Below are 14,791 nucleotides of genomic sequence, written 5' to 3' on the forward strand. Positions count from 1 at the left end.
GCGATAGCCGCGCGCTTGCAAAAGGGCAGCAAGCGATGCCGCCATAAGACCTTTGCCAAGCGAGGAGACCACGCCACCGGTGATAAAAATGAACCGTGTCATGGGAGAAAAGGCCTAAGCTATCTTTGCACCAAAACACAAGCGCGCGAATCCGGCAGATGAAAATTAACCTGTGTAAAACGGTATTTCCGACCGAAATGATTATTTGTCGAGTGGCACTTCGGTTGCAGGCGCCGCAGGCGCAGGGGCAGTCGTCACGGGCGCAGTCGGCGCTGCAGGCACTTCGGTCCGTTGCAAGCTATTGTCGATTTCACCGCTATTGCCCTTTTTCGCAGCAACAAACGCCAGTGATATCGACAGCAGGATGAACAAGGTCGCCAATATCGTGGTTGTGCGGGTCAAAAAATCTGCTGCGCCGCGGGCTGACATAAGGCCCGACGGGCTTCCCCCCATGCCCAAGCCGCCGCCTTCAGAACGCTGCATCAAAATGACGCCAACGAGCGATGCTGCGATAATTGCTTGAACGACGATGAGAAAATGAAAAAGACCCATGAGAAAAATTCCGAATATAAAAGGCGATGTGCCAAAGTTTATGGCGCCCACATAGCGAGCGCATCCATATTCTTCAATGCTATTCGCCGCTGGCTTGAGCTGCGGCCAATATCGGTTGGAATTTGACTGCGCTTAGGCTCGCCCCGCCAATCAATCCACCGTCGACATTGGGTACCGCCAAAAGCACCGCGGCATTGTCACCGTTCATGGAACCACCGTATAAAATACGGATCTTTTCGCCTTCCGCACCAAAACGCGTCACCAAGGCAGCGCGAATGGCGGCATGCATGTCCGCAACATCGGCGGGTTCGGCAACACGTCCCGTTCCAATGGCCCATACAGGTTCGTAGGCAAGGCTCAACCAATCGCCTGCTGCAGCCTCCGGTAAGGAAAGCGCCACTTGGCCCAGAACAATGTCCAAAGCTTTGCCCGCCTCGCGTTCATCAAGCGTTTCGCCGACGCATATGATGGCTTTCAGGCCAGCCGCCTTCGCCGCCTCGGCTTTGGCGCGGATATCACTGTCCTGTTCCTGCTGCGCTGCGCGCCGTTCGCTATGGCCAATGATGGTCAGCACGGCGCCTGCATCCGATAACATCTCGCCAGAAACGCAGCCTGTATGCGCCCCTGCTTTTTGCATATGGCAATCTTGGCCGCCGATCGGAAACGCGCCAACGGCGGTGACTGCCCGTTCGATAAGCGTGGCCGGAATGCACAAAGCCGAATCCACAGATGGATGCAGCTGCGCCACTGCCGATATGGCTATTATTTCGTCCAGATCACTGGACATGCCGTTCATTTTCCAATTTCCGACGATAAACTTACGCATCTGACACCTCAAAATTTCCTCGGCTACGAATCTTTATTGGCTATCCATGCTTTCCGCCATTTGGGCAAGTCTATCCCTTGATTGCCAGCGGCTTGCCGCCTAAAGCGTCACGCAGAAGGCACTTAGCGCCGCATATGCAGGAAATCGCAGTTCATGATTAGCTCCATTCGTTCGCTCATTAATTCAAAATTCGGTGCGATTTTTGCGCTCGGTTTCATTGGATTAATCGCCGTTGCCTTTGCACTTGGCGATGTCAGCGGCTCGGGCAATTTCGGCGCATTAAGCGGCGGCAACGTCGCCCGCGTAGGCGATAAAAACATCACCTTAAGTGAGATGAATGACTCGCTGGAAAGCCAATTGAGAGCAGAGCGTCAAAATAATCCAACGCTTGATATGACCCAATTTGTCGATGGCGGCGGTCTTGATGCCACGCTTACGCAGTTGATCAATCGCTATGCCATCACGGTTTTTGGTGAAGAATATGGCGTTGCGGTCAGCAAACGCCTGGTCGACTCCGAAATACGCAAAATTCCCGGTGCTATGGGGCTGGATGGAAAGTTCAGCGCGGACGCATTCCGTGCCTTTGCACAACAAATCGGCGTCAGTGAAAAAGCAATCCGCGACGATTTCACCCAAAATTTGTTCGCACAGCAAATTTTGCCAGCAGCCGCTAGCGGCCCCGCCGCGCCGGACGGCATGGCTTTACCTTATGCGTCGTTGATGCTGGAGCAACGTTCGGGACAGATTGCGTCCATCCCTGCCACGGCATTTTTGCCAACACGCGCGCCAAGCGAGGCTGTGCTGGCGCAGTTTTACAGTGCCAATTCCGCAAAGTTCACCATTCCCGAAAAGCGGGCCGTTAGCTATGCGATATTTGGACGCGACATCATTGCGCAACGCGCAAAGCCAAGCGAAGCGGACATTGCCGCTTATTACAAAGCAAATGCCGCGCAGTTTGCAGCATCACAAACGCGCAACATCAGCCAAGTCATCGTCCCAACGGAAGCAGCGGCAAAATCCGTCGTGGCGCAAGTTGCTGCCGGTAAATCGCTATCGGCGGTTGCCAATGACTTGGGACTGTCAGTAACGACGACGGCTAATGTTACCAAAGACAGCCTGACAAGCTCGACAACGGCAGCTGTAGCCAACGCAGTATTCGCCACAGCAATGGGCCGCATTGCATCCCCTGCGCGTGGTAAGCTGGGTTGGACTGTGATCCGTGTCGATGCCATCAACACTATAGCGGCAAAGTCGCTGGCAGCGGCGCGCGCCGACATTGAGAAGGAATTGCTCAAAACGCGCAGCGAAGAAATGCTGACCGAAATGACCGCAGAGGTCGAAGACGCGTTCGCAGATGGCGCAACGATTGCCGATGTGGCGAAGCAAAATGGTTTAACCGTGAATACCTCACCTAAATTGCTGGCGACCGGACAGGACATCAGCAATCCTGCCTATAAGTCCATTCCGGAAATGCAGGTCATGTTGCCCGCGGCATTCCAGATGGAAACCAGCGGTGAGGCACAATTGATTGAGTTGGTGCCGGGTGAGAAATTCGCGATGATTGCCGTTGCCGATTTTGAAGAAGCCGCACCGCCGCCCTTGAATGACGTACGCAGCATCGTGCAGCAGCAATGGGCTTTGTCGCAAGGTGCAAAGGCTGCACGCGCTGCTGCCGATGCCATACGCAAGGCCGTTGACGGAGGGCAGCCGCTTCAAGCCGCACTTGCCGCCGCAGGTATCAAGGGCGCCCAAGTTGAGCGGATCAGCGGCACCCGCGCCGATATCTCACGCGAGGGTCAACCTGTTCCCCCACCCTTGTCAATGATGTTCGCCATGAAAAAGGGCACTGCAAAGACCCTTGCGGCAGGTGGGGATCGCGGCTGGTATGTTGTGTATCTGAACGACATTATAAAGGGCGACGCGCGCGGTAATGTCCCCATGCTTATGGCCCGCAAACAAGAACTCACTGGCATATTACAACAAGAATATGCCACGCAGATGATCGTATCTGCCGCTAAAGACGTCGGCGTTGAAAAGAATGACGGCGGTATCGAGGAACTCCGTACCCGCCTGACAAGCCGTGACGGAAACTAAGCCGCAGCTTATCTGGCGAAAGCGCATTGCTGACACCGAAACGCCGGTGTCGGCTGCGCTAAAATTGTTTGAGGCAGAACGCGGCGATTTCATTTTGGAGTCGGTTGAGGGCGGCGAAACGCGCGGTCGCCATAGCCTTATTGGCATTGCACCTGACCTTGTGTTCCGCGCCGCTGGGAACAAAGCCGAAATCAACGACCAATGGATGACTGATCGGGAGGCGTTTGTGCCCTCCTCGCTCCCGTCGCTCGATGCCTTGCGCGCCTTGGCAGCGCAATGTCGTATGGATGTCCCCGAAGAACTGCCACCTGCCCTTGCCTGTCTTGTCGGCTATTTCGGCTATGAGACCATTGGGCTTGTTGAAAAGCTTCCGCGCGCGCCGCAATCGGCATTGGAATTGCCGGACATGCTGTTTGTGCGGCCAACGGTCATTCTTTTGTTTGACCGCTTGAAAGACGAAATGTTCCTGGTGTCGCCGGTCTGGACAGGCATAAAGGACACGCAGGCCGTTGCACGCGCCTATGAGCGTTTGGATGAGGCGGAACGGCTGCTCGACGCGGGGCATCTCGCCCAAGCGGAACCCGCGGCACAATGCGATGACCAAGAGATTAAGCTACAACCGGTCCTGCCCGCAGGGCGCTATGCCGAAATGGTAGCATCAGCCAAGGATTATATAGAGGCTGGCGACATTTTTCAGGTGGTGCTGGCGCAGCGTTTCACCGCGCCCTTTAATCTGCCGCCCGTCCATCTCTACCGCGCGTTACGGCGGATAAACCCTTCGCCCTTTCTGTATTTCATCGACCTTCCAGGCTTTGCACTTATCGGGTCAAGCCCGGAAATATTGGTGCGTGCGCGCGGTGGAGAAGTCACGATCCGGCCAATTGCGGGCACACGGCCACGCGGGAAAACCAGCCTTGAGGATGCGGAAAATAAGGCATCCTTGCTGGCCGATCCTAAGGAGCGCGCAGAGCATCTCATGCTGCTTGACCTTGGGCGCAATGATGTTGGCCGCGTGACAAAGGGCGGCAGCGTGACCGTTACCGAAAGCTATATGGTCGAATTTTACAGCCATGTGATGCATATTGTGTCCAACGTGGTGGGCAAACTTGCCGATGATAAGGACGCGATCGACGCGTTGTTCGCTGGCTTTCCGGCAGGCACAGTGTCTGGCGCACCCAAGGTCCGCGCGTGCGAAATTATAGCGGAGCTAGAGCCGGAAACCCGCGGCGCATATGCAGGTGGGGTCGGCTATTTCTCACCCAATGGCGACATGGACAGCTGCATCGTCTTGCGCACGGCGGTGGTGAAAGACGGCATCATGCATGTGCAGGCGGGTGCTGGCATCGTTGCCGACAGCAACCCCGAATATGAACAACGCGAATGTGAGGCCAAGGCTGGCGCCCTGATCGCCGCCGCGCGCGAGGCCATTCGTGTCGCCAGCGAAGCGAAATTTGGGCAATAGCTTGACGTTCACGTAAACGCCGCTAGCTTGCCTCGATGCGTAGATTATTCCTTGCTTCACTGGCTGTTTTATCGGCCATATCTTCTTCTGCCTTGGCGCAGCCTGTGGCGCCACTTGAGGCCGATGCTGTCTTTAGCAATTATGTGTTCTCGACCGGTGAAAGCTTGCCCGAAGTGAAGCTTCACTACACCACATTGGGCACACCAAGGCGCGACGCACGCGGCGATATTTCGAATGCAGTGATGATCCTGCATGGTACTGGCGGAACAGGACATCAATTCTTCCAACCACAATTTGCAGGCGCGTTGTTCGGCCCCGGGCAAGTGCTGGATACGTCGAAATATTTCATCATTCTACCCGACAATATCGGTCACGGAAAATCATCCAAGCCAAGCGATGGCCTGCGCATGGCATTTCCGAAATATGACTATAGCGACATGATCGCGATGCAGCATGCGTTGGTGACAAAGACGCTCGGTATCAAGAAATTGAAGCTTATCCTCGGCACATCCATGGGCTGCATGCATGCTTTCATGTGGGGATCGATTCATCCCGAAGCTGTCGAGAAACTCGCACCTTTTGCGTGCTTGCCAGTTGAAATTGCAGGCCAGAACCGCATGTGGCGCAAGCTTTCTATCGATGCCATCAAGGCGGACCCGACATGGAACGGTGGCAATTACACCGCGCCGCCCATGTCCGGACTTCGAACCGCAGCAACACTTAACCTTGTTGCTGGCGCGAACCCGCTTGCACTTCAGGCGCAATACCCCACCCGCCAAGCAGCCGAAGCCTTTACCGATGAAGCTTTTGATCGCGTGGTGACGCGAAATGACGCGAATGACATTATTTATCAATTGGATTCATCGCGAAACTATAATCCATGGCCAAGTTTGGAGGCAATCACGGCCCCAACGCTTTGGATTAACTCCGCCGATGATTTCATCAATCCAGCCAATTATGGCATCACCGAAATGGCGATGAAACGGCTGCCCAATACAAAATTCATCCTCATTCCGGCCTCGCCCGAAACTAAAGGACATGGCACGCACACTTGGGCGAAATTCTGGAAGGACGAACTCGCAGCCTTTTTAGGGCAATAGTGCCTCTTCCACCCACGCGGCAAAGCCGCTAGGGACGCCGCATGATTTTAGTCATCGATAATTATGACAGCTTTACGTGGAACCTGGTCCATTATCTGATGGAGCTTGGCGCAAAGGTCGACGTTGTGCGCAATGACGACATTTCGGCTGGTCAGGCGCTATCATCGGGGGCGCAAGCGTTCCTGATTTCCCCAGGCCCAAAAACGCCGAACGAAGCGGGCGTGAGCCTAGATCTCGTTGCCGCATGTGCCGAAGCCGGAAAGCCACTGCTTGGCGTATGCCTTGGTCACCAGACGATTGGTCAGCATTTTGGCGGTACCGTTGCGCGCGGTGGATTAATGCATGGCAAAACCTCGCCTGTTACGCATGACAATAGTGGCCTGTTCGAAGGATTGCCCTCCCCGTTTCTGGCGACGCGTTATCATTCCTTGATCGTCGAAAATGTCCCTTCAAGCTTGGTTGTAAACGCAACCAGTGACGACGGCCATGTCATGGGTTTCCGCCACGCCACATTGCCCATTCACAGCGTGCAGTTTCACCCCGAAAGCATCGCGACGGAGCATGGGCACGCCATGCTGGCTAATTTCATGCGTATTGCGGGGATGGATGTCATTGATAAAGCAGAAAGCGAACGCGGATGAGTGCTCACGCCGACGTAGTCATGCGGGAACTGTTTCCGTGCAGTGAACACCCTAATCGCGTCATGCTGAACTTGTTTCAGCATAATGCGCCGCCGTCGCCTGTTATCCTGAAACAAGTTCAGGATGACGATATTGGGATGGGTGTCCTGAATGACGATATTGGTGCGGGTGTTCTGAATGACGATATTGGGGTGGGTGTCCTGAAACACGTTCAGGATGACGGAGCTGGGGCGTTGTTGCAATGAACCCCTTTGGCAAACTACCCGACCCGCGACATGCGTTCGACCATGATGAGGCGGCGCAGGCCTTTGCCGACATATTGGACGCACGCGCATCAGAGGATGAGATTGAGGCATTTCTCTTTGCGCTGACCGCGCGCGGCGAGACGATGGTGGAAATCGCGGCTGCGGCGCAGGCGATGCGCGACCGATTGATCCCCATAGACGCGCCAGCAGGTGCGATAGACGTCTGCGGCACAGGTGGTGACGGGCATCATACGCTAAATGTTTCCACCGCCGTATCTTTGGTCGTGGCCGCGTGCGAGGTCCCTGTCGCCAAGCATGGCAACCGGGCGGCATCATCCAAGTCAGGCGCGGCAGACACGTTGGAGGCGTTGGGCCTCAACATGGAACGCGCCGGACAGAACGCAGAAGAAACGTTGAAAGATTTGGGCATCTGTTTCCTGTTCGCGGCCAATCACCATCCTGCGATGAAGCGTATTATGCCCATCCGCCAACGCATTGGCCAACGCACAATTTTCAACCTGATGGGCCCATTGGCGAACCCAGCGCGCGTGACGCGGCAGCTTATTGGTATCGCCCGCCCAGCTTATGTGCCCATTTATGCCGAGGCGCTGCATCATTTGGGCACCGAACATTCGCGCGTCATTTCAGGCGACGAAGGCTTGGATGAATTGAGCTTGGCGGGCGGTAATGAAGTTGCGATCGTCGAACCTGACGGTGTTCGCTACCAGCGCATAACGGCGGCAGATGCGGGCCTATCCGCTTATCCTGTCGAAGCCATTCGCGGCGGCGATGCAGCGCATAACGCACTGGAACTGCGCAAATTGCTTCAGGGCGAACATGGTGCCTATCGCGACGCCGTCTTGTTCAACGCGGCGGCGGCTTTGATGGTCGCTGGTGTCGTAGATACTATGCCCGAGGGTGTGGAAGAAGCAGCCGAAGCTATCGACAAGGGCCTTGCCAACACATTGCTAAATTGTTGGGTGGCTTATTGATGGCGGACAAGCTTGCAGAAATCTGCGCGACCAAGCGCGTTGAAGTGTCGGCGCGTAAGCCTCTGGGCTTGACGCATTGGCCAATGCCCTCCGCCCAGCGCGGCTTTGAAGCGGCATTGCGGACCAAAAGCCAGACCGGAATCGCGCTCATTGCGGAGATTAAGAAAGCCAGCCCGTCCAAAGGCCTGATCCGTGCGGATTTCGATCCAGCGGCGCATGCTGCGGCCTATCAGGCGGGCGGCGCTGCCTGCTTATCCGTATTGACCGACGCGCCTTATTTTCAGGGGCATGAGGATTATCTGGTCGCGGCGCGCGGCGCATGTGACCTGCCGGTAATCCGCAAGGATTTCATGATTGACCCGTGGCAATGTGCAGAAGCGCGCGCAATGGGCGGCGATGCGATTTTGATCATCGTGGCGGCGCTAGATGATGTCGTGATGGCCGAAATTGAGGATGCCGCAGGCCAAGAAAATATGGATGTGCTGGTTGAGGTCCATGACGAGGCCGAGCTGGAACGCGCGCTCAAACATCTGAAATCTAAGCTGGTCGGCGTGAACAACCGCAATTTAAAAACCTTTGAGGTGGATCTGACCACAACGGAGCGTCTGGCAAAATTGGTGCCGGATGATATCTTGCTCGTCTGCGAAAGCGGCATTTCCACGCATGCCGATTGCCTGCGCATGGCAGAGGCCGGCATTCACACCTTCCTTGTCGGCGAAAGCCTGATGCGGCAGGATGATATCAAGACCGCAACGCAAAGGCTTTTGACCGGATATGGCTGATCTTACCCATTTGGACGCCGATGGCGGCGCGCATATGGTCGATGTGTCGGCCAAAGCGGACACTGCGCGTGAGGCGGTGGCCGAGGGGCGGATTTCCATGTCCGCCGAAGCGCTTACGGCCATTCGCGCGGGCAATATGAAAAAAGGCGATGTGTTGGGCACGGCGCGCATCGCGGGCATATTGGCGGCGAAGAAGACAAGCGACCTCATCCCTTTGTGCCACCCGTTGATGTTGTCCAAAATCAGCGTTGAATTTGCATATGAGGCCGCCGCCATTCGCGTTGAAGCCCGCGTCCGCCTGAACGGGCCGACGGGCGTGGAGATGGAGGCCTTGACCGCGGTCAGCGTAACCTTGCTGACCCTATATGACATGGCCAAGGCGCTCGACAAATCGATGATCATTTCTGACGTCCGCTTACTCTCCAAAACAGGCGGCAAATCCGGCGACTATCGCGCATGATTTCGGTTGATGAAGCGCAGGCCAGATTGCTGGCGCTCGTCACGCCTTTACCCCCTGTTGAACGAGACCTGATGCAGGCCGTGCGGCATTATCTGCACGCGCCGTTGATGGCCATGCGCACGCAACCTGCAGCGGACCTGTCGGCGATGGATGGCTATGCGATTGCCGTACAAGACTTTCCCGGTCCATGGCGCGTGATCGGCGAAAGCGCCGCGGGGCATCCTTTTGCCGGCGACTTGCAACGTGGCGAAGCGGTCCGCATTTTTACCGGGGCTTATGTGCCCCAAAATGCCGATAGCGTCCTGATACAAGAAAATGCCGCGCGCGATGGCGATATGTTAAACGCGACCCTTGATCACCCGCCGGTATTCGGAGCCAATATCCGCCGCCTTGGCGGTGATTTCCATGCGGGTGACGCCGTGCTGCCCAAGGGCACTTATTTGGACGCAGGGGCAATAGCCGTGGCCGCGATGGCGGGGCATGGCAGGCTCATGGTGGGCGGCGTCCCACGCATTGCGATTGCCGCCACGGGCGACGAATTGGTTCCCGCTGGGTCCGCCATTGGCCCTGCGCAAATCCCATGCTCCAACAGCCCGATGTTGCAAGCCATGCTCGCGGGCCTGCCCTGTGATGTCCGTGACGCTGGCATCTTGCTCGATGATTTGACGGCGCTTGAGACCAGCCTGTCCGCGCTTTGCGAACAAGTGGATATCATCGTCACCACCGGCGGGGCGTCGGTCGGCGACCATGATCTGGTGCAGACCGCGTTGATGAACATCGGTGCGCAGATGGATTTCTGGAAAGTCGCGATGCGTCCGGGAAAACCTTTGATGGCCGGCAAAGTTGGAAATACAGTGGTCCTTGGCCTACCCGGCAATCCGTCCTCTGCCTTCGTCACCGCCTTTCTGTTCCTCTTACCGCTTATCCGGCACATGGCGGGATGCAATGCGCCCCTGCCCGCATATTTTGAGGCGGCGACCTTTACCGACCTGCCAGCGGGAGGAGAGCGCGCCGAATATATGCGCGCAACGGTCGAGGGCGGACATATTACCCCGTTCCTATCGCAAGACAGCGGCCTGACGCGCACTTTGTCCCAAGCCAATGCGCTACTGGTGCAACAGCCAAATGTCCCGCCGCGAGCAAAAGGCAGTGTCGTTCAATATATGCCTCTGTCGTAAAATCTGGAGACCATAGCCGCGATTGCGCTTGACTTAACCGCTTTTGTTCTCTAATCGTTCCATTCATGTTCAACAGGATGGGACCCTGAATATGCTCACGGCGAAACAGCACGAACTGCTTTTGTTCATTAACCAACGATTGGACGAAACTGGTATTTCCCCTTCGTTTGAGGAAATGAAAGAGGCGCTTGATCTGAAGAGTAAATCCGGGGTGCACCGTTTGATCGGTGCGTTGGAGGAACGCGGCTTCATTCGGCGATTGGTCAACCGTGCACGGGCGCTTGAAGTTATGAAAATGCCCGAGGGCGGCAATGCGGGCGGTAACAATGTGGCCCGTTTTGCGCCTGTGAAGGAAAGCAAACCGCAAATTCAAATCCCTGTTGCCGCCAATGATGTCATGGAAATTCCGCTCCACGGCAAGATTGCGGCGGGTGTGCCGATTGAGGCACTTGAAGGTCAGAATTCATTATCCGTGCCGATGGCATTATTAGGCGCCGGTGAACATTATGCGCTTGAGGTATCCGGTGACTCAATGATTGAGGCGGGGATATTGGATGGCGATTACGCCCTTATCCGTAAGGCCAACACGGCGCGCGATGGCGAAATTGTGGTCGCGTTGGTGCGTGGTGAGGAAGCAACATTGAAATATTTGCGCCGTGAAGGTCAGCAAATCCGGCTTGACCCCGCCAATGGCAGTTATGAACCGCAATATTATGCGCCGCATGAGGTTGAGGTTCAGGGTAAGCTGGCCGGACTACTACGCCGATATCATTGATCTGACACTTCTGCCGCGCGCGCGGCATGAGCAGCCTTTACCCAAGGCATATGGCGACTGCCCTCATTGGCGGTAACCACGCGTTGATCATCCAGATAAAAGGCCAGGCCGCCGCTTTGTTCCAACAATCGGCGGTCGGCCTTTATCCATTTTGGGCGGCAGGATAATGGTAACCATCGGTCGCTTATGACAATGTCGGCGCGTTTGCAGGCTGCTGCCATTTCCATGGACGGTATCGGGTTCTTTGTTCTGGTGGCGAGTAATGTCCATGCGCGCTCCGCTCCCATCACAATAATCACGCAATTGTCCAACGTGCATTGGACGCCGGGCCAATCCTCAATCGGTGTAGCTTTTGCAAAGCTTCCCGCTTTTTCAGAAATCATCCCGCGGACAAAATCACCTGCCCTACCGCGCAGCAACGCCACCTCTCCATCTGCGCTGACTATGGCCAAATGTTTGCCGTCCCCCGTCACCAAGATATCAGGACGAGGGGCCGTGACCATGGCGATGATGCCAATCGCACACAAAAGAACACCGCAATAACGGACAGCAGTCGTCAACAAACCAAATATCAACGCGCCAACAACGAAAGCTGCAAAGGCCCATACGGGCATAGCAGGCATCATCGTGACCGCGCCGGGCAGGCTACTGACGCAATGCGCGAGTATTAATATCGCGGCAATGCCCTGCCCTGCCAGCCACCAAAATGGCTGCCCCAGACCCATCACATCAAAAATCAGCGCTAATGCCTCCAACGGCATGATCATGAACGTCGTCATCGGGATCGCCACCACATTGGCCAAGGCACCATAAAGCCCTGCCTTGTGAAAATGAAACAGGGCAATGGGGGTAAGCACAAGCTCGATGGCGACGCCGGTCAGCATGAGCGATCCAACCGCCCGCGCGGCTTTTCGCGACAGATTCTCGTCGCGCCGTTCGGTCAAGCGTTTAACAATTGGCAGATCATGCATGATGACGATAGTCGCAACGGCCGCAAAGCTGAGTTGAAAACTTGGACCAGACATGGCCTCGGGCCAAAATATCAATACAATGAACGCCCCAAAGGCCACCAATCGAAGGGTAAGCGCATCCCGCCCCAGCGCCAGTGCAATCAAAACGAGAAGTGCGGCAATGAAAGACCGCACCGTCGGCACTTCAGCCCCCGTCAACAAAGTGTATCCCAGCGCGACTAAAGCTGCCGTTGCTGCTGCAACCACGGGTATGGGGATCCGCAGTGCCAGCCATGGTGACAATGACAAAAGGCGGCTAACCAAGATGAAAATGAAGCCGACCACCGCCGTCACATGCAGGCCGCTAATCGATAATAAGTGCGCCAAACCACTGTCCCGCATGGCTTGTGCATCGGCCGCATCAATATGTCCCTGATCGCCAGTGACCAGTGCCGCGCCTATGGCGCCGCTCCCTTGCGGCATAGATGCCATTATATGCTGCGTCAGCGCTGCCCGCTGCGTCGCGAACCAATCCCCATTTTCTGCTTTTTGATACAGCTGCACCTTTCCTAAAACCGTCCCCGTTGCGCCAATCTGTTGAAACCACGCGCGCCGGGCAAAGTCATATCCACCGGGCAAAGCTGGCCCAGCAGGCGGCAATAGACGCGCGCGCAGGCGAATGATCGCGCTGGGTTGGAAATCGTCCTGATATTGTTCCGGCGTCAGATTCACACGTACAAAAGGCGGCAAGTCGGACTTGCCGCCAGTTGCGAGCCGTAGCCGAAAGACATTGCGCGCGGAGATATTTTCAACCGCTTCAATCCGCCCATAAAACTCCCCAACCCATATTTTTCCTAAAACGGGTTGGGCAACGGTCGTTGAACGAAAGGCAATCAGGAGAAACCCGAGCATTACCGCCATAGCCGCCATTCGGGCCAACTGCCGCAACCGGCTATAGGGTGGGGCCAAATTGCCGAAAAACAAAAAGGAAGCACATGACATTGCCAATCCTGCCCAAGCAGAACTGCCAAAAAACTGCCAGAATGCGACGCCGAATCCGATACCAACGGGCAACCATAAGGGTAATTGGTCGCGTTCGCGGTCGAGCCAGTTTTCCAGAACCGCAAACAGCGTTCTTGGAGCGCCGCATCCGACGTTTCCTTCGGCGACCAAATTGCCAAATTTCTGTTCCACCACAGATATTTAGCATCGAAGAACAAAAGCGCAATTCATCCATCATGCAGAAGCTATTGTTTGCCTTGACGCCCACGGAATTTCCTATCATGGGGCTAAACAGCGACATAGCCATTTTCTCCCCACGATAGATTGGCATTTAAACGGCCCTATATTGTCGTCACGGGCGTCTCCCGCGTCCCGTATCATTAAAAAAACATGCCTTAGTAAAGGGCAGTCCGGTAAATAGCTTAGTAGATATGGAGTTTAAAAATGGCCGATAAAAACGCAACGCTCACCGTTGGCGACACCAGCTATGACTTGCCTATCATGCAGGGTACAGAAGGCCCTGACGTGATCGACATCCGCAAGCTTTACGGAGCGTCGGACCATTTCACCTTTGACCCAGGCTTCACCTCGACCGCAAGCTGTGAGTCTGCGCTCACCTTTATCGATGGGGACAAAGGCGTTCTTCTGCACCGCGGATACTCCATCGAAGAGCTGTCCGAGCAGTCAAGTTTCATGGAAGTGTCCTATCTGCTGTTGAACGGCGAACTGCCCAACAAAGCGCAATTGGACAAATTCAGCCAAACTATTTCGCGCCACACCATGCTGCACGAGCAATTGGCAACTTTTTACCGTGGTTTCCGCCGCGATGCGCACCCTATGGCGATCATGTGCGGAGTGGTCGGCGCGCTTTCCGCATTTTACCATGACTCCACCGACATTAGCGACCCGACACATCGGATGATTTCAAGCCATCGCTTGATCGCGAAGATGCCCACAATTGCAGCCATGGCCTACAAATATTCGGTTGGGCAGCCTTTTGTCTATCCCGACAACAACTTGTCCTACACTGGCAATTTTCTGCGCATGACGTTCGGCGTTCCAGCTGAAAAATATGTCGTGAACCCCGTCATTGAACGCGCACTGGACCGGATATTCATCTTACATGCCGACCATGAACAAAACGCGTCCACCTCGACTGTCCGCTTGGCCGGATCATCTGGCGCAAATCCGTTTGCGTGCATCGCCGCTGGTATTGCTTGCCTTTGGGGCCCTGCGCACGGCGGTGCGAACGAAGCCGCGTTGAACATGTTGCGCGAAATCGGCACCCCTGATCGCATTCCGCATTATATTGAGCGGGCGAAGGACAAAAATGATCCGTTCCGCTTGATGGGCTTTGGCCATCGCGTTTATAAAAATTATGACCCGCGTGCCTCGGTTATGCAAAAGACAGTTCGTGAGGTTCTGACGGAACTGAACATCAGCGATCCTATTTTCGACGTTGCGATGCAACTCGAAGAAATGGCTTTGAACGACCCATATTTCATTGAGAAGAAGCTGTTCCCGAATGTCGATTTCTATTCCGGCATCATCCTGTCGGCCATTGGTTTCCCAACGGAAATGTTCACCGTGTTGTTTGCGCTATCGCGGACCGTGGGTTGGGTTGCCCAGTGGAACGAAATGATTTCGGATCCTGCTCAGAAAATTGGTCGCCCGCGTCAGTTGTATACCGGACCAAATCAGCGTCCTTACCCAAGCTTAGACGCGCGTTAAA

The 14,791-nt window shown here is 55.5% G+C and carries 15 protein-coding genes; 11 read left to right on the top strand and 4 right to left on the bottom strand.

Annotation, left to right across the window (positions count from 1 at the left end; all coding sequences use genetic code 11):
• From ACILP3_RS07675 to tpiA, 3 genes are all read right to left on the bottom strand, one after another.
• Window positions 1–102, bottom strand: a 102-nt coding sequence (locus ACILP3_RS07675; RefSeq protein WP_395616105.1) for a hypothetical protein, incomplete at its 3' end; no start/stop codon positions are given.
• A 99-nt stretch (window positions 103–201) separates the two neighbouring features.
• Window positions 202–552, bottom strand: a complete 351-nt coding sequence (gene secG, locus ACILP3_RS07680) for a preprotein translocase subunit SecG (protein ID WP_395616070.1) — start codon at window positions 550–552, stop codon at window positions 202–204.
• A 79-nt stretch (window positions 553–631) separates the two neighbouring features.
• Complete coding sequence (tpiA, locus tag ACILP3_RS07685; protein WP_395616071.1) at window positions 632–1,378, bottom strand: triose-phosphate isomerase; 747 nt, start codon at window positions 1,376–1,378, stop codon at window positions 632–634.
• Window positions 1,379–1,531: 153 nt separating this feature from the next.
• On the opposite strand from tpiA, the gene ACILP3_RS07690 reads away from it, so the two are divergent.
• From ACILP3_RS07690 to lexA, 10 genes are all read left to right on the top strand, one after another.
• Complete coding sequence (locus ACILP3_RS07690; protein WP_395616072.1) at window positions 1,532–3,472, top strand: peptidylprolyl isomerase; 1,941 nt, start codon at window positions 1,532–1,534, stop codon at window positions 3,470–3,472.
• Window positions 3,459–4,934 carry an anthranilate synthase component I gene (trpE, locus tag ACILP3_RS07695; RefSeq protein WP_395616073.1) on the top strand — a complete coding sequence of 492 codons (1,476 nt, stop codon included), beginning with the start codon at window positions 3,459–3,461 and terminating at the stop codon, window positions 4,932–4,934. The genes ACILP3_RS07690 and trpE overlap by 14 nt, the downstream gene beginning before the upstream one ends.
• Window positions 4,935–4,969: 35 nt before the next feature.
• Window positions 4,970–6,034, top strand: coding sequence for an alpha/beta fold hydrolase (locus ACILP3_RS07700; protein WP_395616074.1), 1,065 nt, complete (start codon window positions 4,970–4,972; stop codon window positions 6,032–6,034).
• Window positions 6,035–6,075: 41 nt separating this feature from the next.
• Window positions 6,076–6,675: an anthranilate synthase component II gene (locus ACILP3_RS07705; RefSeq protein WP_395616075.1), complete on the top strand. Its 600-nt coding sequence runs from the start codon at window positions 6,076–6,078 to the stop codon at window positions 6,673–6,675.
• A 62-nt stretch (window positions 6,676–6,737) separates the two neighbouring features.
• Window positions 6,738–6,920 carry a hypothetical protein gene (locus ACILP3_RS07710; protein ID WP_395616076.1) on the top strand — a complete coding sequence of 61 codons (183 nt, stop codon included), beginning with the start codon at window positions 6,738–6,740 and terminating at the stop codon, window positions 6,918–6,920.
• Window positions 6,917–7,912, top strand: a complete 996-nt coding sequence (trpD, locus tag ACILP3_RS07715) for an anthranilate phosphoribosyltransferase (protein WP_395616077.1) — start codon at window positions 6,917–6,919, stop codon at window positions 7,910–7,912. Before ACILP3_RS07710 ends, trpD begins: the two co-directional genes overlap by 4 nt.
• Entirely contained in the window at window positions 7,912–8,694 is a 783-nt protein-coding gene (gene trpC / locus ACILP3_RS07720; protein WP_395616078.1) for an indole-3-glycerol phosphate synthase TrpC, read from the top strand. The genes trpD and trpC overlap by 1 nt, the downstream gene beginning before the upstream one ends.
• A complete protein-coding gene (moaC, locus tag ACILP3_RS07725; protein ID WP_395616079.1) occupies window positions 8,687–9,154 on the top strand; it encodes a cyclic pyranopterin monophosphate synthase MoaC in 468 nt (155 codons plus the stop codon). Before trpC ends, moaC begins: the two co-directional genes overlap by 8 nt.
• Window positions 9,151–10,332 (top strand): gephyrin-like molybdotransferase Glp, encoded by a 1,182-nt coding sequence (glp, locus tag ACILP3_RS07730; RefSeq protein WP_395616080.1) that lies wholly within the window; start codon window positions 9,151–9,153, stop codon window positions 10,330–10,332. Before moaC ends, glp begins: the two co-directional genes overlap by 4 nt.
• Window positions 10,333–10,423: 91 nt before the next feature.
• Window positions 10,424–11,107 (top strand): transcriptional repressor LexA, encoded by a 684-nt coding sequence (lexA, locus tag ACILP3_RS07735; protein ID WP_395616081.1) that lies wholly within the window; start codon window positions 10,424–10,426, stop codon window positions 11,105–11,107.
• Here the strand turns inward: lexA and ACILP3_RS07740 are convergent.
• Window positions 11,101–13,251 (bottom strand): ComEC/Rec2 family competence protein, encoded by a 2,151-nt coding sequence (locus ACILP3_RS07740; protein ID WP_395616082.1) that lies wholly within the window; start codon window positions 13,249–13,251, stop codon window positions 11,101–11,103. The genes lexA and ACILP3_RS07740 overlap by 7 nt on opposite strands.
• 252 nt (window positions 13,252–13,503) lie before the next feature.
• Between ACILP3_RS07740 and ACILP3_RS07745 the strand changes: the two genes are divergently transcribed.
• Complete coding sequence (locus ACILP3_RS07745) at window positions 13,504–14,790, top strand: citrate synthase (protein WP_395616083.1); 1,287 nt, start codon at window positions 13,504–13,506, stop codon at window positions 14,788–14,790.
• The last annotated feature ends 1 nt before the right edge of the window (window position 14,791 follow it).

Origin of the sequence: Sphingorhabdus sp. (assembly GCF_044239665.1) — a bacterium.
Lineage (GTDB): Bacteria > Pseudomonadota > Alphaproteobacteria > Sphingomonadales > Sphingomonadaceae > Sphingorhabdus_B.